Origin of the sequence: Streptomyces sp. NBC_00989 (assembly GCF_045162655.1) — a bacterium.
Taxonomy (GTDB): Bacteria; Actinomycetota; Actinomycetes; order Streptomycetales; family Streptomycetaceae; genus Streptomyces.
This window is the reverse complement of sequence record NZ_CP108728.1, coordinates 2,903,220-2,926,912: the sequence shown is the minus strand read 5'-3', so window position 1 is coordinate 2,926,912 and position 23,693 is coordinate 2,903,220. Positions and strand designations below refer to the sequence as shown.

Here is a 23,693-nt window from a genome sequence, read left to right as displayed (position 1 = left end):
GGATCCCGGGTGAAACCGCAGGTCAGCCACGGGCCACCCAGCCTCGTTCGCAGGCATGCCAGCCCAGTTGCAGCCGGGTCGTGACGCCGGTCAGCTCCATCAGCCGCTTCACCCGGCGCTGGACCGTCCTGAGGCCCAGGCCGAGCTGTTTCGCGACGCTGGCGTCGGTCAGTCCGGCCAGCAGCAGGGAGAGCACCTCCAGGTCGGCGTCGTCGGGGCCGTCCGGGTCCTGCTCGGTGGCACCGGACGCGCCCAGGCGCAGCGGGAGGGCGTCCCGCCAGACCGATTCGAAGAGTCCGCAGAGCAGCTCCAGCAGGCCGCTCGCGTGCACGACGAGCGCGGCGGGCTCCGCGGTGTGCGAGGTCAGCGGGACCATGGCGAGGGTGCGGTCGGCGACGACCAGCTTGGTCGGCACCTTGTCGGCCACCCGGACCTGTTCGTCGCGGCCGAGCGCGGCGGTGAGTTCGGTGAGGCCGTCCGGCTGGTCGAGTACGGCGCGTTCGAGGACGACCCGGTAGCGGACCCCGCGGCCGGCGGCCTGTTCCTCCGCGTCGTTCTCCATGCCGGTGACCGCGACCGGGGTCCCGGTGACCAGCGCGCAGACCTCCTCGGCCGCGCCGAGCTGGAGCTGAAGGAAGCGCTGGGTGACCGCCGCCGCGCCGATCACCACCTCCACCAGGTCGTGTACGGCGGGTTCGGCGGCGGTGGCCCGGTACTCCTCGGCGAGCTGCGCGGCGGCCAGCTCGGCCTGGTCCAGTTCGTGCCGCTGCCGGGTGAGCAGCGCGCCCAGGGCGACCCCGGGCGGGGCGGCGACCCAGCGGCCGGGGCGGGCCGAGGACTGGGCCGCGAGTCCGTGCCGTTCCAGGCGGCGGAGGGCGCGCTCGGTGTCGTACTCCCCGAGGGTCAGCCGGCGGGCGAGATCGGGTACGTCCGCGGCGCCGGCGGACACCAGTGCCCGGTACGCCGACTCGTGTGCCTCGTCCAGGCCTATCGCTCCCAGCATCAGGTGCCGCCCCTCCTCGAAGACCCCGTCGCGTCCTGCGGGCCGTGGCGGAAAACAGCCACGGCGCAAAACCGCCTCGGCACATCATCGCCGTACCACCCGCCCCTCTGCCAAGGTTGCGCCACGGGGGCGTCAACTGCCGCCCGTAATGCCGGTATTGGCCTTTCTTGGCCTGCGGGTTCGCGCGCGGTGGGTCATGGGGGAGACAGGCGCGAATCACAGGGGAACTTCAGGGAAGCAGGCCACACTCGGGGCCGGGTGGGCCGAACCCGCAACGTGATTCGGTCATGTGGAACGTGACCCGGACCCATGACGTGCGCCGGCACGCAGGGGAGTTGGGGCCGGGTCACCCAGTTGTCGCCGGGCGGTTCTCCCGTGGGGGGTGGGACCGTCCGGCGGCCCTGTGTCGCCTTGTGGCGGACGGGTGTTCGGTACGTCGTCCGACACGCCGTTCGAGGAGGGGCGCGTACCCGATTTTCCGGACGCCCCGTTTCCAACTGGCCCGTGCGGTGGACAATTAGGGGCATGAGCCAGCAGGGGGGAACGCCGACCGGTCACGAGGACGACTGGTGGAGCCAGCTGTACGACGACACCGCGGAGGATACGGGGCCCTCGGCCGCGGCCGACTCCGTCGACGACCGGTTCGCCTCGGCGGCGGGGACGGTGGGAGGGCCTCCGGCGGATGAGCGGGGGCGTCCGGCGGGGGTGCCTGTGCCTTCGGCGGATGAGCAGGGGCGTTTGGCGGGGGTGCCTCCGGCGGATCAGGGGGCGCGTCCTGTGGGGGTGCCTTCGGTGGACGAGGGGGTGCGTTCGGTGGGCCCGGGTGTTCCGGGGCCCCGCGCGCGCGCCGGAACTGATTCCGAGCCGTTCAACGGTGCGGGGTCCGACTCCCAGTCTCCGACCACCCCCGCGCCTCCCGCCGACGATCCCGCCGTTGCTCCGGAGGACCCGCGCCCGGACGGCCCGCGTCTCTACCCTCAGCCCCCAACCACCCCCGCACGTCCCGCCGACAACCCCACCGTTGCTCTGGAGGATCCTCGCCCGGACGGCCCGTCCGGCCCGCGTCCCTTCCCTCAGCTTCCGACCGCCCCCGCACGTCCCGCCGACAACCCCACCCTCGCGCCGGAAGACCCGCGCCCGGACAGCCTGTCCGCCCCGCGCCCCTACCCCCAGCCTCCGACCACCCCCGCACCTCCCGCCGTCGCCCCGCAGCCCCTCCGTCCGGACCGTCCGTTCGACCCGCGCCCCTACCCGCAGCCATCGGCCGTGCCCGCCGCCCCCGCCGACAACCCCAGCCTCACCGCCCCACCCCTCCCCATCGCCCCACCCCCCAACCTCCCCGCCCTCGCGCCGCCCCCGCCGCCCACCGCACCCCCTCCCGCCCCCCTCACCCTCGACTACGTAGGCTCCGGTCCGCCCACCTACGACGCCGAGCCCACCGCCCTCCCGCTCGCTGATCCGGACGAGCTCGATGATTTGGTCGCGGACACCGTGTTGGACGGGGCGCGGTACGGGGCGAGCACGATCAGGGCTGCTTCTGTGCGCGGGGACTCCGCGCGGTTTCGGGGGGAGCCGCGGCGGGACTCGTTGTTGACCGCGCGGTTCGGGGTCGGGGAGCAGGCGTTGGTGTTGGTGGCGATGGCGACCGGGGCCCGGGCCACGCCGGGGGCGCACCGGGCCGCCGCCGAGGCCTGTGACTGGATCGCACGAGCCGTGGGGCGGAGTCACGCACGGCTCTCCGAGGACATAAGGGCCGCTCGGCGCGGGGACCTGAAATCCGGGCTGCACCGGCTCACCGACCGCAGCCTCGGCAAGCTCCGCGCCAGCGCCGCCGAACAGGGCATCGATCCGGAGGAGTACTCGGCCGGGCTGCGGTGTCTGCTCCTGCCCGCGCATCCGGAGTGCCGTACCCGCGTCTTCTTCGGGGTCGGGCCCGGTGGACTGTTCCGGTTGCGGGACGGGGAGTGGCAGGACATCGAGCCCACCGTCGGCGACCTGAGCGGCGAGGCCGTCCTCGGGTTCGGGTCGCAGCCCGCCGAGACGCCCGAGGGCGACCGGCTCACCATGGACCTCGGCATCCCGACGCCCCCGAGCCCGTACGAACCCGCCCCCGAACCGCCCCGCGAGCCCTTCCGCTTCCGTGCCTCCGTCGCCCGCCCGGGAGACACGCTGTTGATGTGCACCGGCGGGCTGGCCGAACCCCTGCGCGGCGAGCCCGAGCTGTCCGCCCATCTGGCGGGGCGGTGGTCCGGTGCCACCCCGCCGGGCCTGGCCGCGTTCCTCGCCGACACCCAAGTGCGGGTCAAGGGTTATGCCGACGACCGCACGGCCGCCGCCGTTTGGGAGGCGTGAGTGCCCGGGCTGTGAATTCATGGAACCCAGAGGGATCCGCAGGACACCGGAAACCGAAGGGCACGCGAGAACCATGGCCAAGCAGAACGTTGCCGAACAGTTCGTCGACATCCTCGTCCGCGCCGGAGTCAAGCGCCTCTACGGCGTCGTCGGCGACAGCCTCAACCCGGTCGTCGACGCGATCCGCCGCAACTCCGCCATCGACTGGATCCACGTACGGCACGAGGAGACCGCCGCCTTCGCCGCCGGCGCCGAAGCGCAGATAACCGGGAAGCTCGCGGCCTGCGCCGGCTCCTGCGGCCCCGGCAACCTGCACCTCATCAACGGCCTCTACGACGCCCACCGCTCCATGGCCCCGGTCCTCGCCCTCGCCTCGCAGATCCCGTCCAGCGAGATCGGCCTCGGCTACTTCCAGGAGACCCACCCCGACCGGCTCTTCCAGGAGTGCAGTCACTACAGCGAACTCATCTCCAACCCGAAGCAGATGCCCCGGCTCCTCCAGACCGCCATCCAGCACGCGGTCGGGCAGAGCGGTGTCAGCGTCGTCTCGCTCCCGGGCGACATCGCCTCCGAGCCCGCCCCGGACAAGGCCGCCGAGACCGCCCTCGTCACCTCCCGCCCCTCCGTCCGCCCCGGCGACGCCGAGATCGAGAAGCTCGTCGAGATGATCGACGCGGCCGAGAAGGTCACCCTGTTCTGCGGCAGCGGCACCGCCGGCGCGCACGCCGAGGTCATGGAGTTCGCCGGGAAGATCAAGTCCCCGATCGGACACGCCCTGCGCGGCAAGGAGTGGATTCAGTACGACAACCCCTTCGACGTGGGGATGAGCGGGCTGCTCGGTTACGGCGCGGCCTACGAAGCCACCCACGAGTGCGACCTGCTGATCCTCATCGGCACCGACTTCCCGTACAACGCCTTCCTGCCCGACGACGTGAAGATCGCCCAGATCGACGTACGGCCCGAACACCTCGGCCGGCGCTCGAAGTTGGACCTCGCGGTGTGGGGCGACGCGAAGGAGACGCTGCGCTGTCTCACCCCGCGGGTGAAGCCGAAGGGGGACCGGAAGTTCCTCGACCGGATGCTCAAGAAGCACGCCGACGCGCTGGAAGGTGTCGTCAAGGCGTACACGCGGAAGGTCGAGAAGCACGTTCCGATCCATCCGGAGTACGTGGCGGCCGTGGTCGACGAACTCGCCGACGAGGACGCTGTGTTCACGGTTGATACGGGCATGTGCAATGTGTGGGCCGCGCGCTACATCACGCCCAACGGCCGTCGCCGCATCATCGGTTCGTTCTCGCACGGCTCGATGGCGAACGCGCTGCCCATGGCGATCGGCGCCCAGTTCACCGACACCGAACGCCAGGTCGTGTCGATGTCCGGCGACGGCGGATTCTCCATGCTGATGGGCGACTTCCTCACCCTCGTCCAGTACGACCTGCCGGTGAAGGTCGTCCTGTTCAACAACTCCTCCCTGGGCATGGTCGAGTTGGAGATGCTGGTCGCCGGACTCCCGTCGTACGGCACCACCAACAAGAACCCCGACTTCGCCGCCGTGGCGCGCGCGTGCGGTGCCTACGGTGTGCGGGTCGAGAAGCCCAAGGACCTCGAAGGCGCCCTGAAGGCCGCCTTCAAGCACCACGGCCCGGCTCTCGTCGACGTCGTCACCGACCCCAACGCCCTGTCCATCCCGCCGAAGATCAGCGCCGAGATGGTCACCGGGTTCGCGCTGTCGGCGTCAAAGATCGTGCTGGACGGGGGAGTCGGGCGGATGCTGCAGATGGCCCGTTCCAACATCCGCAACATGCCCCGCCCTTGACCGGACGGCCTGACCCAACCGGTCTGACCCGACCGGCCTCACCGAACCGCCCTCAGTCGATCGGGGTCCAGCCGTGCTCCCCGTACCAGTAGTGCGGCAGGCCCTTGATCGAGCTGGTGCGGAACGGCTTGCCGTGGTCGTCGATGCGGAGGGTGCCGGTGCGGCCCTGCGAGGACCAGTCGAGTTCCAGGTACCAGCGGCAGTCGCAGGTCCCGGTGCGGGCCTTGACCAGCAGGACCTCCGGGTCCGTGGCCGAGACCCGGTACGGCAGGTGGACCGCCGGGACCGTCTTGCCCAGGTCGCCGCCCGGTTCCGGCCGGACGAGCGGGCGGTGGGCGTCCAGGTTCACGCCGAAGTAGCGCGGGGTGATGTCCCCGCCGCAGCCCCGGGCCATCGAGTAGGCGGTGCCCGGGGCGGGCGCGGTACGGCCGACGACGCGGACCCGAAGTGCCTCCAGGACCACGGCCGTTGAGGACCTGCCCTGCACCGAGATCTCCACGTTCGTCTGCCCGCCGTGCACCGCGTGCTGGGTCGCCGCCCAGACCCCGGCGTCCTGCTGCACCGGAGGCGGCGGCACGTCCTTCGGTGACTTGTCGATGACGTAGTCGTGGTCGCAGCCGATCTCCCAGACCTGGGAGTCGGCGGTCCAGGCGAGGGGAGCGGGGAGGGCGGAAGGGGTGGCCTTTGTTGTGGTGCCGGTCTTCGCCTGTGACTTGGCGCCGGTCTTCGCCTGTGCCGTGGCGCCGCTCTTCGCCTTGGCCGTGTCGTGGGTGGACACCGCCGACAGGGTGCCCCCCACCGCGAGCACCGCGCACACCGCGGCGGCGGTGAGCGGGAGCCGCCTTCGGTACCAGGGCCGTGGCGTCGGCTCCAGTGCCTCGTCCGGTTCCGGTGCTTCCGCGACCGCACTCTCCGACGGCGGCGCGGCGGCGACCCGGGGCCGCTGCCGCGCCGCCACCGCCAGGATCCAGTACCGGTGCAGCTCCAGCCGCTCCTCCGGTGTCGCCCCGCACAGCGCCGCGAACCGTTCGACGGGCGCGAAGTCGAGGGGGACCGCCTCGCCGACGCAGTAGCGGTGCAGGGTCGAGGCGTTCATGTTCAGACGGCGGGCCAGCTGGCCGTAACTGCGGTCCGTGCGTGCCTTCAGGCGCCGTAGCAGCGCCGCGAACTCCTCGACGTCCTTGTCGTCGGCCTTGCCCGACACCGTTGCCCCCGTGTGTGTCGCGTCCCAGGACGGCATCCCAGGCACTCCCTATATCAGGAGGTCAGCGGGGGTGGGACGGTTCCACCGTCGCGCGGTTGGTGTCGGTCGTTGCGGTCGCCACCGCCGTACGCCGAAGCTCGTCGCGACCACAGCACGGCACCGACCCGAACGGGGAAACACACGTGAACAGCAAGAAGGCCACGCGCCGCACCGCCCTCGCCGCCGGCCTCGCCCTCGCCCTCGGGCTGGGTGTGGCGGCCCAGGCCTCCGCCGGCGCCCCGCGCACCGTGAGCGGCTCACCGGACGACAACATCACCCGCATCGCCGACTTCTACGGCGCCTACATCGACGCCGAGAGCGACCTGGACAGCGGCGGCGGCAAGCTGGCCACGGAGCTGCGCAACTACTACCTCACCCCCGCCTACCTGAAGGAGCTCAAGGCCTGGGAGGCGAAGAACCACGCGGACGGCGTCCTCCAGGCGCAGAACATCCCGATGAGCTGGAAGGTCACCGACAACGGCACCGCCGACTACACCGAGGCCGCCATCACCCTCACCTGGGGCGGCGGGGACACCACGAAGCTGATCGTCGACATGACCCGCACGACCCACAAGATCTTCCACATCGGCACGAAGGGGATCGGCGGCAAGTAAGCCCCGTAGAGGAGCCGTTCGCGGTTCCTGAGCGGCTGATTCCGGCCAGTTTCGCGGAGCGTGGGTCTCGGGGGAGGTCCGGGGGGACCAATCGCCCCACGCCTTCGCGGACTACGGCCGGATCGGCAGCCGCGCATCGGCAGTCGGTTCGATCGCCCGTGGTCAGGACGTCACGAGGTGTCTGGTCCCCCCGCGGGGAGCCACGGCACCCCGGAGGGGAACGCCCCGGCCGCCCCACCCGCGCCGCATGCTCCGTACGGTGGCCGTTCGACCGTACGGACAGCGGCGCCCCCGAATCCTCCGCCCCGCCGGACCCGGCGCGACCGTGGCCGAACACCCGGGCGTCGGCGATTCGACATGACTGGCCTCTTCCCGACGAGGGCATGGATCCCCGTGAACGTGTTCGAGCAGGAGGGAACCGGAAACCGGCGTGCAGGCGGGGGTCATGAAAAGGCAAGCACGAGGGGGCGGTCCCATGGCGATCGGGGCCTCCTCGGCGAAAGCGGCGGAGGACAAGGCCGACAGCGCCATGGAACAGGCGCAGCCGCCTCAACTGAGGCGCAGACTCGGACGCGCGGACCTGCGGGCGGTGCCCGAGGCGCGCAGAGCGTTGCGTGAACTGCTACGGCACTGGGGGAGGCCGGGACGATCGGAGATAGCGGAGCTGCTCACGAGTGAACTCGTCACCAACGCGCTGATCCACACCGACCACGACGCCGTGCTCACGGCGACCGTCGGTCCCCGTGGACTGCGCGTGGAGGTACGGGACTTCGTGGCCCGCAGGCCCAGACTGCGCGTACCGACCGCCGACGACGGTACGCACGGGCGGGGCCTGGTGTTGGTGCAGTCTCTCGCGGACGCCTGGGGGGTGTCGGCCCACGGGGTCGGCAAGTCCGTCTGGTTCGAGCTGGATTCGGACGCGGCGTGAGCGGAGGAACGGGCCCGGCATGAGCAACGGGACGGGGGCGGCGTCCAGTTGGACGCCGCCCCCGTCCCGTTGTCGCCCGGTCCCGGATCAGGTTCTCAGCCCTGGGCTCAGCCGAACTGCTGCTCCAGGTCCTTGAGCTTGCGCTCAAGGGAGTCGAGTCGCGGCAGGGCCATCGTGTCGTCCTCCGCGGTGAGGTCGACGGTTATCGGGTCAGATGCCCCGCGGACTGGCTGGAGTGAGGGACGCGTGCGAACCGGCAGTTGTTCCGGCGTCGATAGAGCAGGCTCCGCGGATGCTTGTCCGGAGCCGCCACGCTCCAGGGCCTGCGGTTCCGGCGACCGGCCGCCGCCCCGGCCGATGAGGCCGCGCTGGCCCCGGCTGATGGCCTTGAGCTGGGCCCGTTCGATCCGCTGCTGGTCGCGGCGGCGCAGTCGGGTCTCTTCCTTCTTCGCCTTGTCCTCGCGTACCTCGTCGACCGCCTCGTCCAGACTGCGCACGTTCTCCAGGAGCATCAGCGACCAGGCGCTGTAGGTCTCACGGGGGGCCCGCAGCCAGCGGACGATACGGATCTGCGGCAGCGGACGCGGCACCAGACCCTGCTCGCGCAGCGCGGCCCGACGGGTCTGCTTCAGCGCGCGGTCGAACAGGACCGCGGCCGACAGCGACATGCCGGAGAAGAACTGCGGAGCGCCCGCGTGGTCGACACCCCTGGGCGCGTGCACCCAGTTGAACCAGGCGGCCGCGGCCGCGAACGTCCACACGAGTATGCGCGAGCCGAGGGCCGCGTCACCGTGGCTGGCCTCGCGCACGGCGAGGACGGAGCAGAACATGGCCGCGCCGTCGAGGCCGAACGGGACGAGGTACTCCCAGCCGTCGGTGAGGCCGAGGTTCTCCTGGCCGAAGCCGACCAGTCCGTGGAAGGAGAGTGCCGCGGCGACCGCCGCACAGCAGAACAGGAGGACGTAGGAGGCGATGCCGTATATGGCCTCCTTGCGCCTGCGGCGCTCCTCCGTGCGCTCCCACGAGTCGTCTTTCGCGTGCTCCCCGCCGGACCGCTTGCTCCGCGCGAGCACCGCAACCGCCGCCAGCATGCCCAGGAGCAGTACGGCGCCGGGAAGCAGCCAGTTAAGCGATATGTCGGTCAGTCTCATCTGGGGTCCCTTGCATTGGGATAGGGCGTAACGCCCGCCATAGTGGCCCAATCCCAACGGCCCTCAGGCGTTTTCGGGGCAAGAGGCCGCCAAGGAGGTGCAAGGGGATGCCCAAGACGGCTTTCTGCTCGAACTGCCGCTTGAGGGGCGGGAGTTGAGTTCGAATAAGACTACCCGTACGGGTGGTTCCACGGAAAGTTCCTGCGGCAAGTGAGGAAGTTGTGAAGCACCTGTAACCGGACGGACGCCTAGTTCGCGGCTGATCCTAGCGGGCCCCGAGTGGGGCGTGTGACTGAGGGTCCCTCAACTCACGGCGGTGGCCAGCAGCTTGGTGACCCGCTCGGTCTCGCAGGTGCGCGGACAGGTCGGGCACGCGTCGTCGGCGTCCAGCGTGTAGTACATACAGCAACTGGCCCGGTCCCTTGTGGACAGCGGCTCGCCCTGAGGTCCTGTCACCTCGCGGAACGCGGCCGATCCGACGTACGGCTTGGTCGCGCCCGGCAGCAGGCGCTCCAACTCCCGTACCGCCCGCGGCTGTTCGCCGAAGAGGTCGGCGACGTACCAGATGCCCTCCACGACCTCGTCGGTCGCCATGCCCCACAGGGCGCGGCCCCGCCGCCGCATCCGCGGCCCGAAGCCGGCCAGCACGGGCTCCATGTGCTCGGCGACCGCGGCCCGCACCTCGGCCCGCAGCGCCTCGTGGTCCGCGACCACCCGGGCGCCGGGCAGTGCCGCGGCCGGGTCGCCGGGCAGACAGGCGAAGGAATCGGTACGGACGGCCAGGCGGCCCATGTCGAAGCCCTCGGCCGTGCGGTCGTAGGAGACGTGGGTCACGGGGAGGCGGGGGACGCGGCGGTGCAGGAACCACGGGACGGTGAACAGGAGGACGACCGGCCAGGCGTAGCGGTGGAGACCGAAGGTGGCTATCACGTCCGGGCGGCCCCGGCGGCCGTGGTCGCGCAGGACCTGGGCGTCGTCCCGGGCCAGGAACGCCTCCAGGCCTTCGCCGCCCTCCGCCAGTGCGGCTGCCGAGATCCAGCCGCCGCCGGTCGGGGTCGGTCGGTCCGGGGTGAGTTCGGTGATCGCGAGCCCGGGGATGACCTCGGTGAGGCGGGCGTAGGAGTCCGCTACGGCCGAAGAAGGCAGGGGCATGCCGGGACCACCGATTCGCCGTTGGTGTAGAGGTAAGGCTTACCTTACCCAACCCTTCCGTAATTTGAACTAGTCCGATCTGCGCCTAAGGTGCTTGACGGACGAGTAACAAGCAGCCGTAATGACCCCAAGTACCGACACGTCCGGAGGAGGACCCGTGAAGCAGGGCACGCAGGGCTCCGCCCGGACCGGCATTCCGGATGCGCCCGTCCGCGGCACCCGGGTGCCGCCGCAGCAGCGCGCCGCCGATGTGGACCGGAACCGGGATCTCGCGGACGGCGCGGGTGCGGTGCGCGGTGAGCACACGCACAGCGAGACGCCGATCCCGCGGCCCCGTCAGGTCCTCCAGCGGCCCTCCGTGCGCGGGCAGATACTGGACGCGCTGCGCACCGCGCTCGTCGGCGGGGAGCTGACCCCCGGCGAGGTCTACTCAGCGCCCGCGCTCGGCGACCGGTTCGGCGTCTCCGCCACCCCCGTGCGCGAGGCCATGCAGCAGCTCGCCACCGAGGGCGCCGTCGAGGTCGTACCGAACCGGGGCTTCCGCGTGGTCGAGCGGGGCGCCCGCGAACTCGCCGAACTGGCCGAGATCCGCGCCCTGATCGAGGTGCCGGTGATGCTCCGGCTCGCCCGAACCGTGCCCGCCGCCCGCTGGGCCGACCTGCGTCCGCTGGCCGAGGGGACCGTCCGCGCCGCGTCCTCCGGGTGCCGGGCGACGTACGCCGAGTCCGACCGCGCCTTCCACCGCGCGGTGCTCGCCCTCGCGGGCAACGAACAGCTCGTCCAGATCGCCGAGGACCTGCACAGGCGTGCCCAGTGGCCGCTGGTCGGCGGTCCCGCCACGCGCGGGCGGGCCGACCTGGTCGCGGACGCGGCCGAACACCTGGCGCTCCTCGACGCGTTGGCCGCGGGGGAGTGGGACGTGGTGCGGTCCCTGGTGCAGGAGCACTTCGCGGGAGCGGCGTGAATCCGAATATGTGACTCCGGTCACGAGCGGGTCCGCGTCCGGCGACCGAGGGCCGCACCGGGAACCCGCCCGGCCGGCGGTGACGTGCCCCACGGAAAGGGACGACCGATCCGCGGGGGAGAACGCCGATGTTTCCGAATCCCGGCCAGCAGGCCGCACAGCGGGGCGCCGAGCAGTCGGCACGACAGGCGGCGCAGGACGGGATGCGCGCCGCGCAGGCGGGAGCCCGGCGCGGCCACTCCGGTTCGTCACGCGGCGGCTTCCTGTCCTTCCTTCTGCTCGTCGCCGTCGGGGTGTTGGTCGCCCGCGACCCCGAACTCCGGGCATCCGTCCTGCAGTTCGTCCACCACATCGTGAACGTCGTCCAGAACCGGACCGACGGCTCCTGACCTACGCGGTGGCCGCGACGGAGGCGAGGGCCAGGCGGCGTGCGGGCGGTTCCTGGCCTAGGCGGTGACCGCCCCGGGGTGCCGGCACCGCCAACTGCCGTGCCGGCAACCGGAAAAGCCGCCGCGGCTGTTCGCGCGGCCGGGACGTCTCCGGCTCGGCCTCGGTGTCCGCGAGGGGCGCGACGGCCGGGGTCCGACCGACGCCCCTTGACCTACGCGGTGGCCGCCCCCGGCGTCGGTACCGCCAACTGCCGTGCCAGCCACGTCGGTACGCCGCCGAGCAGCCGGAACAGGCGCCGTGCCTCCTCGCGCAGCCGGGACGCCTCCGGCTCTGTCTCCGCGTCCGCGAGTGACACGAGGGCCGGTGCGGTGCCGACGAGGTAGCCCAACTCCTCCCGGATCCGCAGTGATTCGGCGAAGCCGTGCCGGGCCTCCGCCAACTCGCCGTCCCGCAGGGCCAGTCCGGCCAGGTGGCGATGGGTGAAGGAGAGGAGCAGGGGGTCGGTCTGGTCGGCGGCGGCCGCGTGCGCACGCCGGTACGCGGCCCGCGCGGCCTGCGGGGAACGCGCCAGGTTCTCCGCGACCAGCCCCCGCCGGAAGTCCAGCAGCGCCCGCCCCGCACCGTCCGGCGGGATCAGCGCCGCCGCCCGCCCGAGCGCGGCCCGCGCCTCGTCGGCCCGGTCGCGCACCGAGTGCAGCGTGGCAGCGTAGGCGAGGTACCCGCGCTCGCAGGCCGCCGCGCCCCGCTCGTCGTCGCTGTGGGCCAGCGCCTCGGCCGTCCGCAGGGCGTCGTCGGCCTCCTCCCAGCCCTGCTCGGTGTACAGACACCGCTCCACGAGCAGCGCGGTCCGCTGGAGGGCCGGTGCCGCGGTGTCGGGCCGCAGCAGCGCCGCCGCGTCGGCCCAGCAGGCCCGCGAGCGCAGCCGCCACACCGCGGTCTGGAGGGGATCGTCACCAGCGGTCGTTCCGTTCCCAGACATGGCGGAATGCGCCACGTTGCCCTCCCCGAGCACACCATTGAGCTGTTGAGTGGTGGCCGCATCTCAGCACGGATCGGGCGGCCCGGCCAAGGGGGTGGGTGAAGGAATTCACAAAGTCGTGGGATCTTCGGGTCAGCTCATCCGCAGCGCCAGGAAGAAATCCAGCTTGTCCTCAAGGCGCGAGAGGTCCCGACTCGTCAACTGCTCGATCCTGCCGACCCGGTAGCGCAGTGTGTTGACGTGCAGGTGCAGCCGGGTCGCACAGCGGGTCCAGGAACCGTCGCACTCCAGGAACGCCTCCAGCGTCGGAATCAGCTCCGCGCGGTGCCGGCGGTCGTAGTCGCGCAGCGGGTCGAGCAGCCGCGCGGTGAACGCCCGCCGCACGTCGTCCGGCACGAAGGGGAGGAGAAGGACGTGCGAGGCCAGCTCCTGGTGCCCCGCCGCGCACACCCGCCCGGGCCTGGCGGCGGCCACCCGTCTCGCGTGCCGCGCCTCCTCCAGCGCCCCGCGCAGCCCCTCCGCCGAGTGCACCGCCGCGCTCACCCCGAGCGTGACCCGCCCGTCGCCGTCGAGCCCGGCCGACAGCGGATCCCGTACGGCCTCCAGGAGCACGTCCGCGTGGATGCCGGACTCGGAGCCGTCGTGCTCCGCCGACACCGCGGGCAGCGGTACGAGCGCGATCGCCTCGTCGCCCGTGTGGGCCACGGCGATCCGGTCGGAGGGCTCGGGGCCCGTCGCCAGCGGGTCGACCAGGATCTCCTCCAGCAACGACTGGGCGACCGGCCCTGCCTCGATGTCGGTGCCGTCCCACTCGACCCGGGCCACGACCACCTGCCAGTGCGGCGCCGCGCCGAGCCCGGGCAGCAGAACGGGAGCGGCGACCCGTAGGCGCGCGGCGATCTCGGACGGCACGGCACCCGTCTGGACCAGCTCCAGGACCTCCTGCGCGAGCCGTCTGCGGACCGTGCGCGCCGCGTCCCGCCGGTCCCGCTCGACCGCGATCAGCTGCGTGACGCCCTGGAGCAGGTCGAGCCGCTCGTCCGGCCAGTCCCCGGCGTCCGCCTCGACCGCGAGCAGCCAGTCCGACAGCACCGTCTCGCGCACGTCCCGCGAGCCCTGCGCGGGCCGCCCGCCGCCCCGGATCGGGAAGAGGGAGTACGTCGAGGAGCCCAGCGCCAGCCGGTGCGGTCCCCGGCGGCCCGTGCGGGCGGCGGCCAGCTGCTCGGCGGCCAGCTTCGCGCACACGTCGGCGGGCAGCGCCGGCCCCGACACCTTCGAGCCCGCGATGAGCCGCCCGGTCGGCGACAGCACCCACGCCCGCAGGTCCAGGTCGGAGCCCAGCAGATCCAGGACCACGTCCGGGCCGCCGCCCGCCGGGCCCGAGGTCATCATCCGGCGGTGCCGGTCCACCACGGCCGCGAGATCACCGGCCCGCTCACCGGACACCTGCCGTACGACATGCTCGGTGATCGTCGCGAACGCCACCGACTCGTTGACCGCGAACAGCGGCAGCCGGTGCCGGGCGCAGGCGGCTATGAGGTCGTCCGGGACGGCCCCCAGCTCGGCCTCGCCCGCGGCCAGCGCGGCCACCCCGGCGGACACCAGGAGCCGTACGAACGGCTCGGTGTCGGAGGCGGACCGGCGCCAGGCCAGACCGGTCAGGACCAGCTCGCCGCCCGAGAGGTAGCGGCTGGGGTCGCGCAGGTCGGTGGTCATCACTCCGCGGACCGTGCGGTCCAGCTCGTCCTCGCCGCCGAGCAGCCGCAGCCCCAGCGCATCGGTGTCCAGAAGTGCGCGCAGCCGCATCGCCGTCGCCGCCGTTCTTTGTCTAGAAAACTACGATGAACCAAGAGGTGCTGTGGGTGCAGGGCCGTGCGGGGCTGTTTCCCACGTTTCCACAGGGAATCGGAGGGGTTACTGATGACCTCCGTTCATATGAATCTACAAGATGCCCGCGCTGGCCAGCCAACTCCTTCATGGTTTCCGTGACTGACCCGCTCCGCGCACGGCGCTGTGTACTGACCTCACGCTGCATTAACAGCGCATGAACGAGCCGGACCCGCCGCACACGAACTGGCTTGATCCGTACGACCCACGAGACGAAGAAGAGAGCCGGTCATGGACTTCCTTCGCCCCGCCAGCTGGGAGGAGGCGCTCGCCGCTAAGGCCGAGCACCCCACCGCTGTGCCCATCGCGGGCGGCACCGATGTGATGGTCGAGATCAACTTCGACCACCGCCGGCCCGAGTACCTCCTCGACCTGAACCGCATCGGCGATCTCTACGAGTGGGAGGTCGGCGCCGACAGCGTGCGGCTCGGGGCCTCGGTCCCGTACACCCGGATCATGGAGAACCTGCGCGGCGAGCTGCCGGGCCTCTCCCTCGCCTCGCACACGGTCGCCTCCCCGCAGATCCGCAACCGCGGCGGCGTCGGCGGCAACCTCGGCACCGCCTCCCCGGCCGGCGACGCCCACCCCGCGCTCCTCGCGGCCGGCGCCGAGGTCGAGGCCGAGTCGGTGCGCGGCACCCGGCTCATCCCGATCGACGAGTTCTACACCGGAGTGAAGCGCAACGCGCTCGCCCCCGACGAGCTGATCCGGGCCGTCCACATCAAGAAGGCGGACGGCCCGCAGCAGTACTCCAAGGTCGGCACCCGCAACGCGATGGTCATCGCCGTCTGCGCCTTCGGCCTCGCCCTGCACCCGGCCACCCGCACGGTCCGCACCGGCATCGGTTCGGCCGCGCCGACCCCCGTCCGGGCGAAGGCCGCCGAGGAATTCCTGAACGCGGCGCTCGACGAGGGCGGCTTCTGGGAGAACGGCAAGATCATCACCCCGTCGGTCGCCAAGCAGTTCGCGGACCTGTGCGCCGCCGCCTGCAACCCGATCGACGACGTCCGGGGCACGGCCAGCTACCGCCGCCACGCGGTCGGCATCATGGCCCGCCGCACCCTGACCTGGACCTGGGAGTCCTATCGCGGCACTGGCGGCCGCTCCATCGAGAAGGGGAGTGTCGCCTGATGCGCGTCAATTTCACGGTCAACGGCCGCCCGCAGGAAGCGGACGACGTGTGGGAGGGTGAGAGCCTCCTGTACGTCCTGCGCGAGCGGATGGGGCTGCCCGGCTCCAAGAACGCGTGCGAGCAGGGCGAGTGCGGTTCCTGCACCGTCCGGCTCGACGGCATCCCGGTGTGTTCCTGTCTCGTCGCGGCCGGGCAGGTCGAGGGCCGCGAGGTCGTCACCGTCGAGGGCCTCGCGGACTACGCCAAGCAGCGTGCGGAGCACGGGAGTTGCGGAACGGCCGCCTGCGGTACGTCGGTTGACGAGGCCAAGGGCCGGCAGGCGAAACCGCTCGACTCGCAGACCGGCGAGGGCACCCAACTGGCCCCCATCCAGCAGGCGTTCATCGACGCCGGCGCCGTCCAGTGCGGCTTCTGCACCCCCGGACTCCTCGTCGCCGCCGACGAGATGCTGGAGCACAACCCGACCCCGACCGACGCGGACATCCGCGAGGCGCTCTCGGGCAACCTGTGCCGCTGCACCGGCTACGAGAAGATCATGGACGCGGTACGCCTGGCGGCCGCCCGGCAGGGAGAGGCGGTCTGACATGTCTGGCATCTCCGCAAAAGGCGCCCCCATCGGCACTCCCACCAAGGTCACCCAGGGCTCGAAGACCAAGGGCGGCATCGGCGAGTCCACGCTCCGCCCGGACGGCACCCTCAAGGTCACCGGTGAGTTCGCGTACTCCTCCGACATGTGGCACGAGGACATGCTCTGGGGCCAGATCCTCCGCTCCACGGTCGCGCACGCCGAGATCGTCTCCATCGACACCGTCGAGGCCCTGAAGACCCCGGGCGTCTACGCCGTCATGACCTACGACGACCTGCCGACCGACGTGAAGAACTACGGCCTGGAGATCCAGGACACCCCGGTCCTCGCGCACGGCAAGGTCCGCCACCACGGCGAGCCGGTCGCGATCGTCGCCGCCGACCACCCGGAGACGGCCCGCCGCGCCGCCGCCAAGATCAAGGTCGAGTACCGCGAACTCCCGGTCATCACCGACGAGTTGTCCGCGACCGCACCGGACGCGATCCTCATCCACGAGGGCCGCGACGACCACCACATCGGCCACGTCCCGCACCCCAACATCGTGCACCGCCAGCCGATCATCCGCGGCGACGTGGCGGCCGCCCGCGAGCGCGCCGACTTCATCGTCGAGGGCGAGTACACCTTCGGCATGCAGGACCAGGCGTTCCTCGGCCCCGAGTCCGGGCTCGCCGTCCCGGCCGAGGACGGCGGCGTCGACCTCTACATCGCCACCCAGTGGCTGCACTCCGACCTGCGCCAGATCGCGCCCGTCCTCGGCCTGCCCGAGGACAAGGTCCGCATGACGCTGTCCGGCGTCGGCGGCGCGTTCGGCGGTCGCGAGGACCTGTCGATGCAGATCCACGCCTGCCTGCTGGCCCTGCGCACCGGCAAACCCGTGAAGATCGTCTACAACCGCTTCGAGTCCTTCTTCGGCCACGTCCACCGCCACCCCGCCAAGCTCCACTACGAGCACGGCGCCACGAAGGACGGCAAGCTCACCCACCTCAAGGCCCGGATCGTCCTGGACGGCGGCGCCTACGCGTCGGCCTCCCCGGCGGTCGTGGGAAACGCTTCGTCGCTCGGCGCCGGCCCGTACGTGATCGACGACGTCGACATCGAGGCCATCGCGCTCTACACCAACAACCCGCCCTGCGGCGCGATGCGCGGCTTCGGCGCGGTCCAGGCGTGCTTCGCCTACGAGGCCCAGATGGACAAGCTCGCCGACAAGGTGGGCATGGACCGGGTCGCGTTCCGTCAGCTCAACGCGATGGAGCAGGGGACGATCATGCCGACCGGGCAGCCGGTCGACTCCCCGGCGCCGGTCGCCGAACTCCTGCGCCGCGTCAAGGCGATGCCCATGCCGCCCGAGCAGCAGTGGCTCGCCGCCGGAGAGGCCGCCGACGTACGGCAGTTGCCCGGAGGTCTGTCCAACACCACGCACGGCGAAGGCGTCGTACGCGGAGTCGGCTACGCGGTCGGCATCAAGAACGTCGGCTTCTCCGAGGGCTTCGACGACTACTCAACAGCCAAGGTCCGCCTGGAAGTTGTCGGCGGTGAGCCCGTCGCCGTCGTGCACACCGCGATGGCGGAGGTCGGCCAGGGCGGAGTCACCGTCCACGCGCAGATCGCCCGCACCGAGCTGGGCGTCACCCAGGTGACGATCCACCCGGCGGACACGCAGGTGGGCAGCGCCGGTTCGACCTCCGCGTCCCGGCAGACGTACGTCACCGGTGGCGCCGTGAAGAACTCCTGCGAGCTGGTCCGCGAGAAGGTCCTGGAGATGGGCCGCCGCAAGCTCGGCACCTACCACCCGGCCTGGGCCACCGCCGAACTCCTCCTGGAGGGCGGCAAGGTGGTCACCGACGGCGGTGAGGTGCTGGCCGATCTGGTCGACGTCCTCGAAGGCGAGGCCGTAGAGATCGAGGCCGAGTGGCGCCACCGCCCCACCGAGGCCTTCGACCTGCGCACCGGACAGGGCTTCGGGCACGTCCAGTACACGTTCGCCGCACACCGCGCCGTCGTCGAGGTCGACACCGAACTCGGCCTGGTCAAGGTGATCGAGCTGGCCTGCGCGCAGGACGTCGGCAAGGCGCTCAACCCGCTGTCCGTCATCGGCCAGATCCAGGGCGGTACGACCCAGGGTCTCGGCGTGGCGGTCATGGAGGAGATCATCGTCGACCCGAAGACCGCCAAGGTCAGGAACCCGTCCTTCACGGACTACCTGATCCCCACCATCCTCGACACGCCGACCATTCCGGTCGATGTGCTCGAACTCGCCGACGAGCACGCCCCGTACGGGCTGCGCGGCATCGGCGAGGCCCCCACCCTGTCGTCGACTCCGGCCGTGCTAGCGGCGATTCGGAACGCGACCGGGCTGGAACTGAACAGGACACCGGTACGCCCGGAGCACCTCACGGGCACGTGACCCCACGGGGTCCCAACCGGTGACGCCCTGGGGGGAGTTGGTCCCCCCGGGCCCCATTGTTCGTCTCGGGCCGTCCCCCGGGTCGTCCATCCCAAATCCCGCGCGCCGCCGAGGCGGCCGACGGGTGCCCCTGTGAACCTTGGGAGATGGCCCCATGACCCAGCAGTCAGTGGAACCCAGGACCGCCGCCGAAGACGCGGGTGAAGGAACCCGCGTCCCGGCCGGCCGGTCCTGGCTCGACCGGTACTTCCACATATCCCTGCGGGGATCGACCGTCGCGCGTGAGGTGCGCGGCGGAGTCACCACCTTCATGGCGATGGCGTACATCCTGCTGCTCAACCCCCTGATCCTGTCCGGCAAGGACGTCGCGGGGGACACACTCGGCCAGAAAGGCCTGATCACCGCGACCGCGTTCGCCGCGGCCTTCACCACCCTCCTGATGGGCTTCGTCGGCAAGGTGCCCCTCGCCCTCGCCGCCGGACTCTCCGTCTCCGGTGTGCTCTCCTCGCAGGTCGCCCCGCAGATGACCTGGCCGCAGGCGATGGGCATGTGCGTGATGTACGGCGTCGTCATCATGCTGCTCGTCGTCACCGGCCTGCGCGAGATGATCATGAACGCGATCCCGCTCGCGCTGAAACACGGCATCACGATGGGCATCGGGCTGTTCATCGCACTCATCGGCTTCTACAAGTCCGGCTTCGTGCACCAGGGCAAGGCGACCCCGCTCACCCTCGGCCCGGCGGGTGAACTCGCGGGCTGGCCCGTCCTGTTGTTCGCCGGCACCCTGCTCCTCATCTTCATGCTCCAGGCCCGCAACATGCCCGGCGCCATCCTCATCGGCATCATCACCGGCACGGTCGTCGCCGCGATCCTGAACGCCGCCGGGGTCATCGACCCCAAGCAGTGGGCCAGCGGCGCGGCTCCCGAACTGCACGGCAGCGCGGTCTCGATGCCGGACTTCTCGCTCTTCGGCCATGTGGAGTTCGGGGGTTGGGGCAAGGTCGGCGCGATGACGGTCGGCATGATCGTGTTCACGCTCGTGCTGGCCGGCTTCTTCGACGCGATGGCCACCATCATCGGCGTCGGCACCGAGGCCCGACTCGCCGACGCCAAGGGCCGGATGCCGGGTCTGTCGAAGGCGCTGTTCATCGACGGCGCCGGCGGCGCGATCGGCGGGGTGGCGGGCGGCTCCGGCCAGACCGTCTTCATCGAGTCGGCGACGGGAGTCGGCGAGGGTGCCCGAACGGGCCTCGCCTCGGTCGTCACCGGGCTCTTCTTCGCAGCCTGCCTCTTCTTCACCCCGCTCACCGCGATCGTCCCGCAGGAGGTCGCGTCCGCCGCCCTGGTCGTCATCGGCTCGATGATGCTGATGAACGCCCGGCACGTGGACTGGGCAGACCGCGCCACCGCGATCCCCGTGTTCCTGACGGTGGTCGTGATGCCGTTCACGTACAGCATCACCGCGGGCGTCTCCGCCGGAGTCATCTCCTACGTCGCCATCAAGGCCGCCCAGGGCAAGGCGCGGGAGATCGGCGCCTTCATGTGGGGGCTCACCGTCATCTTCCTCGTCTACTTTGCTCTCAACCCTGTCGAGAGCTGGCTGGGCGTGCACTAGTCCGCCCCAACTGCCCTTCCCCGCAACCTCGTTAGGAGACCGAGATGCTGGACATCGCCGAAGAGCTGCACCGGTGGGTCGAGCAGGGCCGCGACTTCGCCGTCGCCACCGTGGTGGCCGTCGGTGGCAGCGCACCCCGCCAGCCCGGTGCCGCCCTCGCGGTGGACACCGACGGCACGGCGATCGGCTCGGTCTCCGGGGGCTGTGTGGAGGGCGCGGTCTACGAACTGTGCCAACAGGCGCTGGCGGACGGCGAAACCGTCCTCGAACGCTTCGGCTACAGCGACGAGGACGCCTTCGCCGTCGGCCTGACCTGCGGCGGAGTCATCGACATCCTCGTCACACCGGTACGGGTCGGCGACCCCGCCCGCCCGGTGATCACCGCCGCCCTCTCGACCGCGACGAGCGGCGGGGCGGCGGCACTGGCCCGGATCGTCTCGGGCCCAACTCCCTTGCGGGGCCGCGCGATCGTCGTCCACCCCGACGGCTCCTACGACGGCGGGTTCGGCGCCCACCCCGAACTGGACCGCACGGTCGCCGCCGAGGCCGGTGCTTATCTGGACGCGGGCCGCACCGGCACCGTCGAGATCGGCGAGCGGGGCTCCCGCTGCGGGGCCCCGCTCACGGTCCTGGTCGAGTCCTCGGTCCCGCCACCCCGGATGATCGTGTTCGGTGCGATCGACTTCGCCTCCGCACTGGTCCGCGTCGGCAAGTTCCTCGGCTACCACGTGACGGTGTGCGACGCCCGCCCCGTCTTCGCCACCAGGGCCCGCTTCCCCGACGCCGACGACATCGTCGTCGAGTGGCCCCACAAATACCTCGGCCGCACGGACGTCGACGCCCGAACCGTCCTGTGCGTCCTCACCCACGACGCCAAGTTCGACGTACCCCTGCTCCGGCTCGCGCTCCGCCTCCCGGTGGCCTACGTCGGCGCGATGGGCTCCCGCCGCACCCACCTCGACCGCAACCAGCGCCTGCGCGAAGTCGGCGTCACGGAACTGGAGTTGACCCGCCTGCGCTCCCCGATCGGCCTCGACCTCGGCGCTCGCACGCCCGAGGAGACGGCCCTGTCGATCGCGGCGGAGATCGTGGCCAACAGGCGTGGCGGGACCGGCATTTCACTCACCGGCGCCCACACGCCGATCCACCACGACGCGACATCGCTGCCCGCCGGACGGATCGGCTCGGTGGCCTGAGGGGCGCGGCTCAGCGCCCCGCGGGCGGCCGTACCGAGAACGCCGTGTCGCCCGCCACGGCCACGAGTGCGTCCTTGACGAGTACGGCGTACGGCGTGGTGTCGTCCGTCGAGTCGCCGGCGTTCGCCAGTGCGGACGTACGCCACTCGACGGCTCCGGTGCTCCGGTCCAGGGCCAGCAGACGGCCGAACTGGTTCGAGAAATAGAGCCTGTCGAACTTCGCCGACAGCACCGGCGTCGACAGGTTCTCGGTGTCCGTCCCCCGCTGCCAGAGCCGCTTGCCGTCGGCCGCGCGGACGGCGGTGACCGTGCCGTTCGGGCGGACGAGGTAGATCACGTCCTTGACCAGGGTGGCCGTGCCGCGAGTGGCGGCGGGCAGGGCGATCCGCTGGATCGCGCCGGTGTTCGGGTTCACCCGGTCGAGGGCGGTGTACAGCTGGTCCGGGCCGCTGCCGAAGACCTCCGGCGCCAGCTTCGGCACGAGGAACAGCGCCCGGCCCTCGTCGACGCCCAACGGCAGTGCCCCCGTGGGCAGTTCGGCGATCTTTCGCTGCGCGCCGGTGGCGGGGTCGACGCGTACCAGGACGAAATCGCTCTGGGAGGGATCGTCCTCGACCGTGCAGACGGCGTACGGGGCGCCGCCCAGCGCCGTCGGAGTGCAGGAGTTCCCGAGGTTCGACCAGATGGGCGCGGTCCACAGCCGACGGCCCGACGCGTCGTAGGCCACGAACCTCGTCGCGTCCGTGTCCATCGCCAGGATCCCGCCGTCGAACAGGACCGGGTCCGTGTCGTCCCTGATCGGGTGGAGCCACAGCCGGGTGCCGGTCTTCGCGTCCAGGGCGACCAGGCGCCGGGTGATGAAGGTGTCGTTCGAGTCGGGCTTGTCGTAGGCGTAGACGTGCCCGTCCCGGACGCCGATGGGGAGCGAGGTCTCGGGGCTGCTGCCCGACCGCCAGCGGACCCGGCCCGAGGCGGCGTCCAGCGCGGTGACCGTGGCGCCCGTACCGGCGCAGTACACGGCGCTGCCGTCCGCCAGACAGCCGGACTGGGTGTAGTCGAGGGGATCGCCGGTCTGGGCGGTGAGCAGGCTCGCCCGCCACGGCTTCCAGCCGGTGGGCAGGGACACGGCGGCGGGGGACGCCGAGGACGTGGACGCGGCGGGCGTGCCCGAGTCCGTGCCGCGGTCCGACAGCCAGTGCAGGGTCGTGAGAGCGAGGGTGGTGACGGCGAGTGCGGTGGCGAGGGCGATGACGAATCGCCGGGTTCGGCGCGGGCGTTGCCCGTTGTCGGGGACGGTCGTGGGAGTGGGAGCAGGGGTGCCTGGGCTGGGGCGTGCGGTTCTCGGGAGGCCCGCCGTCGTGGCCGACCCGGACCAGGACCCGTTCTCGTTCTCGTTCTCGGGCAGGGCCAGCAACATGCCGTGCAGCTCCGGCAGTTGGGGGCGGGCCGTAGCCTCCTTGTCGAGGCAGCGCTCGGCGATGCTCCGCAGCGGCTCGGACACGCCCTCCAACCGGGGCTGCTCGTGCAGGACTTGATAACCCGTCAGGTACGGGCTGGCGCCGTCGAAGGGGCGGTTGCCGGTGGCCGCGTACACGAGCAGGGAACCCAGCGAGAAGACGTCGGAGGCGGCGGTGACGTCCCGGGGCGCGGCGAACTGTTCCGGGGACATGAAGGGCGGGGTGCCGATCAGCCGACCGGTGACGGTCAGGGCCTGGTTGTCGGCGGCGCGGGAGATGCCGAAGTCGATGACGCGCGGGCCGTCCTCGGCGAGCAGGACGTTGCTCGGCTTCAAGTCCCGGTGCACGACGCCCGCTTGGTGAATGTCCCGCAGCGCCTCGACGAGCCCCAACGCCAGCGTGCGCAGCGCCCGCCCGGCCAACGGGCCGTCCTTCTCGACGGCTTCGGCCAGGGTGCGGCCGGGTACGTAGAGCGTGGCCATCCAGGGGACTTCGGCGTCCGGATCGGCGTCCACGACGGGGGCGGTGAACGCTCCGCTCACCCGGCGGACGGCCGCGATCTCCTGCCGGAAGCGGGCCCGGAACTCCTCGTCCAGCGCGTACTGCGCGTGCACGACCTTGACCGCGACCTGCCGTCCGGAGGCCGACCGCCCGAGATACACCACGCCCATCCCGCCGCTGCCGAGCCGGTCGAGCAGCGTGTAGCCGCCTATGGTCTCCGCGTCCCCGGGGCGAAGCGACATCCGCCGGTCACCTTTCCTGATTCCCTTGCCCGGAAGGGCCGTTCAGGACCATCACACTAGAGCGTCGGCGACTGCCACCGG

General features: G+C 71.6%; 18 protein-coding genes. 11 read left to right on the top strand and 7 right to left on the bottom strand.

Features of this window, described 5'->3' with window-relative positions:
• Window positions 1–22 precede the first annotated feature (22 nt).
• Window positions 23–1,003, bottom strand: coding sequence for a helix-turn-helix domain-containing protein (locus tag OG714_RS12760; protein ID WP_406120603.1), 981 nt, complete (start codon window positions 1,001–1,003; stop codon window positions 23–25).
• 525 nt (window positions 1,004–1,528) lie between these two features.
• Here OG714_RS12760 and OG714_RS12755 point away from each other — a divergent pair.
• Together OG714_RS12755 and OG714_RS12750 are read left to right on the top strand one after the other, a co-directional pair.
• Window positions 1,529–3,355 carry a protein phosphatase 2C domain-containing protein gene (locus OG714_RS12755; protein ID WP_406120601.1) on the top strand — a complete coding sequence of 609 codons (1,827 nt, stop codon included), beginning with the start codon at window positions 1,529–1,531 and terminating at the stop codon, window positions 3,353–3,355.
• A 73-nt stretch (window positions 3,356–3,428) separates the two neighbouring features.
• Window positions 3,429–5,171: a pyruvate dehydrogenase gene (locus tag OG714_RS12750; RefSeq protein WP_406120599.1), complete on the top strand. Its 1,743-nt coding sequence runs from the start codon at window positions 3,429–3,431 to the stop codon at window positions 5,169–5,171.
• A gap of 52 nt (window positions 5,172–5,223) precedes the next feature.
• Here the strand turns inward: OG714_RS12750 and OG714_RS12745 are convergent, their stop codons facing one another.
• Complete coding sequence (locus tag OG714_RS12745; protein ID WP_406120597.1) at window positions 5,224–6,411, bottom strand: helix-turn-helix domain-containing protein; 1,188 nt, start codon at window positions 6,409–6,411, stop codon at window positions 5,224–5,226.
• Between the two features lie 146 nt (window positions 6,412–6,557).
• Here OG714_RS12745 and OG714_RS12740 point away from each other — a divergent pair, with 146 nt between their 5' ends.
• Window positions 6,558–7,028 (top strand): hypothetical protein, encoded by a 471-nt coding sequence (locus OG714_RS12740; protein WP_406120594.1) that lies wholly within the window; start codon window positions 6,558–6,560, stop codon window positions 7,026–7,028.
• A 475-nt stretch (window positions 7,029–7,503) separates the two neighbouring features.
• Window positions 7,504–7,956 carry an ATP-binding protein gene (locus tag OG714_RS12735; RefSeq protein WP_406120593.1) on the top strand — a complete coding sequence of 151 codons (453 nt, stop codon included), beginning with the start codon at window positions 7,504–7,506 and terminating at the stop codon, window positions 7,954–7,956.
• A 107-nt stretch (window positions 7,957–8,063) separates the two neighbouring features.
• Here OG714_RS12735 and OG714_RS12730 read toward each other — a convergent pair whose 3' ends face one another.
• Window positions 8,064–9,107: a DUF2637 domain-containing protein gene (locus OG714_RS12730; RefSeq protein WP_328677142.1), complete on the bottom strand. Its 1,044-nt coding sequence runs from the start codon at window positions 9,105–9,107 to the stop codon at window positions 8,064–8,066.
• 303 nt (window positions 9,108–9,410) lie between these two features.
• Window positions 9,411–10,259 (bottom strand): (2Fe-2S)-binding protein, encoded by an 849-nt coding sequence (locus OG714_RS12725; protein ID WP_406120592.1) that lies wholly within the window; start codon window positions 10,257–10,259, stop codon window positions 9,411–9,413.
• A gap of 157 nt (window positions 10,260–10,416) precedes the next feature.
• On the opposite strand from OG714_RS12725, the gene OG714_RS12720 reads away from it, so the two are divergent.
• Together OG714_RS12720 and OG714_RS12715 are read left to right on the top strand one after the other, a co-directional pair.
• Entirely contained in the window at window positions 10,417–11,223 is an 807-nt protein-coding gene (locus tag OG714_RS12720) for a GntR family transcriptional regulator (RefSeq protein WP_406120590.1), read from the top strand.
• 128 nt (window positions 11,224–11,351) lie between these two features.
• Complete coding sequence (locus OG714_RS12715) at window positions 11,352–11,612, top strand: hypothetical protein (RefSeq protein WP_406120589.1); 261 nt, start codon at window positions 11,352–11,354, stop codon at window positions 11,610–11,612.
• 212 nt (window positions 11,613–11,824) lie between these two features.
• On the opposite strand, the gene OG714_RS12710 is transcribed toward OG714_RS12715, so the two are convergent.
• Together OG714_RS12710 and OG714_RS12705 are read right to left on the bottom strand one after the other, a co-directional pair.
• Entirely contained in the window at window positions 11,825–12,592 is a 768-nt protein-coding gene (locus tag OG714_RS12710) for a hypothetical protein (protein WP_406120587.1), read from the bottom strand.
• Between the two features lie 132 nt (window positions 12,593–12,724).
• A complete protein-coding gene (locus OG714_RS12705) occupies window positions 12,725–14,398 on the bottom strand; it encodes a PucR family transcriptional regulator (protein WP_406120585.1) in 1,674 nt (557 codons plus the stop codon).
• 312 nt (window positions 14,399–14,710) lie between these two features.
• Here OG714_RS12705 and OG714_RS12700 point away from each other — a divergent pair, with 312 nt between their 5' ends.
• The 5 genes from OG714_RS12700 (at window position 14,711) to OG714_RS12680 (ending at window position 21,412) form a co-directional block, all read left to right on the top strand.
• Entirely contained in the window at window positions 14,711–15,610 is a 900-nt protein-coding gene (locus OG714_RS12700; RefSeq protein WP_406120583.1) for an FAD binding domain-containing protein, read from the top strand.
• Complete coding sequence (locus OG714_RS12695) at window positions 15,610–16,194, top strand: (2Fe-2S)-binding protein (protein WP_406120582.1); 585 nt, start codon at window positions 15,610–15,612, stop codon at window positions 16,192–16,194. Before OG714_RS12700 ends, OG714_RS12695 begins: the two co-directional genes overlap by 1 nt.
• A 1-nt stretch (window position 16,195) precedes the next feature.
• Window positions 16,196–18,601, top strand: coding sequence for a xanthine dehydrogenase family protein molybdopterin-binding subunit (locus OG714_RS12690; RefSeq protein WP_406120580.1), 2,406 nt, complete (start codon window positions 16,196–16,198; stop codon window positions 18,599–18,601).
• A 154-nt stretch (window positions 18,602–18,755) separates the two neighbouring features.
• Window positions 18,756–20,216, top strand: a complete 1,461-nt coding sequence (locus OG714_RS12685; RefSeq protein WP_406120578.1) for an NCS2 family permease — start codon at window positions 18,756–18,758, stop codon at window positions 20,214–20,216.
• A gap of 44 nt (window positions 20,217–20,260) precedes the next feature.
• Entirely contained in the window at window positions 20,261–21,412 is a 1,152-nt protein-coding gene (locus OG714_RS12680; protein ID WP_406120576.1) for an XdhC family protein, read from the top strand.
• Window positions 21,413–21,422: 10 nt separating this feature from the next.
• On the opposite strand, the gene OG714_RS12675 is transcribed toward OG714_RS12680, so the two are convergent.
• Entirely contained in the window at window positions 21,423–23,612 is a 2,190-nt protein-coding gene (locus OG714_RS12675; RefSeq protein WP_406120574.1) for a protein kinase domain-containing protein, read from the bottom strand.
• Between the last annotated feature and the right edge of the window lie 81 nt (window positions 23,613–23,693).

Coding starts and splice junctions, on each gene's coding strand:
- OG714_RS12695 (WP_406120582.1), top strand. CDS start 15,610: ATGCGCGTCAATTTCACGGTCAACGGCCGCCCGCAGGAAGCGGACGAC.
- OG714_RS12760 (WP_406120603.1), bottom strand. CDS start 1,003: ATGCTGGGAGCGATAGGCCTGGACGAGGCACACGAGTCGGCGTACCGG.
- OG714_RS12735 (WP_406120593.1), top strand. CDS start 7,504: ATGGCGATCGGGGCCTCCTCGGCGAAAGCGGCGGAGGACAAGGCCGAC.
- OG714_RS12730 (WP_328677142.1), bottom strand. CDS start 9,107: ATGAGACTGACCGACATATCGCTTAACTGGCTGCTTCCCGGCGCCGTA.
- OG714_RS12700 (WP_406120583.1), top strand. CDS start 14,711: ATGGACTTCCTTCGCCCCGCCAGCTGGGAGGAGGCGCTCGCCGCTAAG.
- OG714_RS12690 (WP_406120580.1), top strand. CDS start 16,196: ATGTCTGGCATCTCCGCAAAAGGCGCCCCCATCGGCACTCCCACCAAG.
- OG714_RS12705 (WP_406120585.1), bottom strand. CDS start 14,398: ATGCGGCTGCGCGCACTTCTGGACACCGATGCGCTGGGGCTGCGGCTG.
- OG714_RS12745 (WP_406120597.1), bottom strand. CDS start 6,411: ATGCCGTCCTGGGACGCGACACACACGGGGGCAACGGTGTCGGGCAAG.
- OG714_RS12710 (WP_406120587.1), bottom strand. CDS start 12,592: ATGTCTGGGAACGGAACGACCGCTGGTGACGATCCCCTCCAGACCGCG.
- OG714_RS12725 (WP_406120592.1), bottom strand. CDS start 10,259: ATGCCCCTGCCTTCTTCGGCCGTAGCGGACTCCTACGCCCGCCTCACC.
- OG714_RS12715 (WP_406120589.1), top strand. CDS start 11,352: ATGTTTCCGAATCCCGGCCAGCAGGCCGCACAGCGGGGCGCCGAGCAG.
- OG714_RS12750 (WP_406120599.1), top strand. CDS start 3,429: ATGGCCAAGCAGAACGTTGCCGAACAGTTCGTCGACATCCTCGTCCGC.
- OG714_RS12675 (WP_406120574.1), bottom strand. CDS start 23,612: ATGTCGCTTCGCCCCGGGGACGCGGAGACCATAGGCGGCTACACGCTG.
- OG714_RS12755 (WP_406120601.1), top strand. CDS start 1,529: ATGAGCCAGCAGGGGGGAACGCCGACCGGTCACGAGGACGACTGGTGG.
- OG714_RS12680 (WP_406120576.1), top strand. CDS start 20,261: ATGCTGGACATCGCCGAAGAGCTGCACCGGTGGGTCGAGCAGGGCCGC.
- OG714_RS12685 (WP_406120578.1), top strand. CDS start 18,756: ATGACCCAGCAGTCAGTGGAACCCAGGACCGCCGCCGAAGACGCGGGT.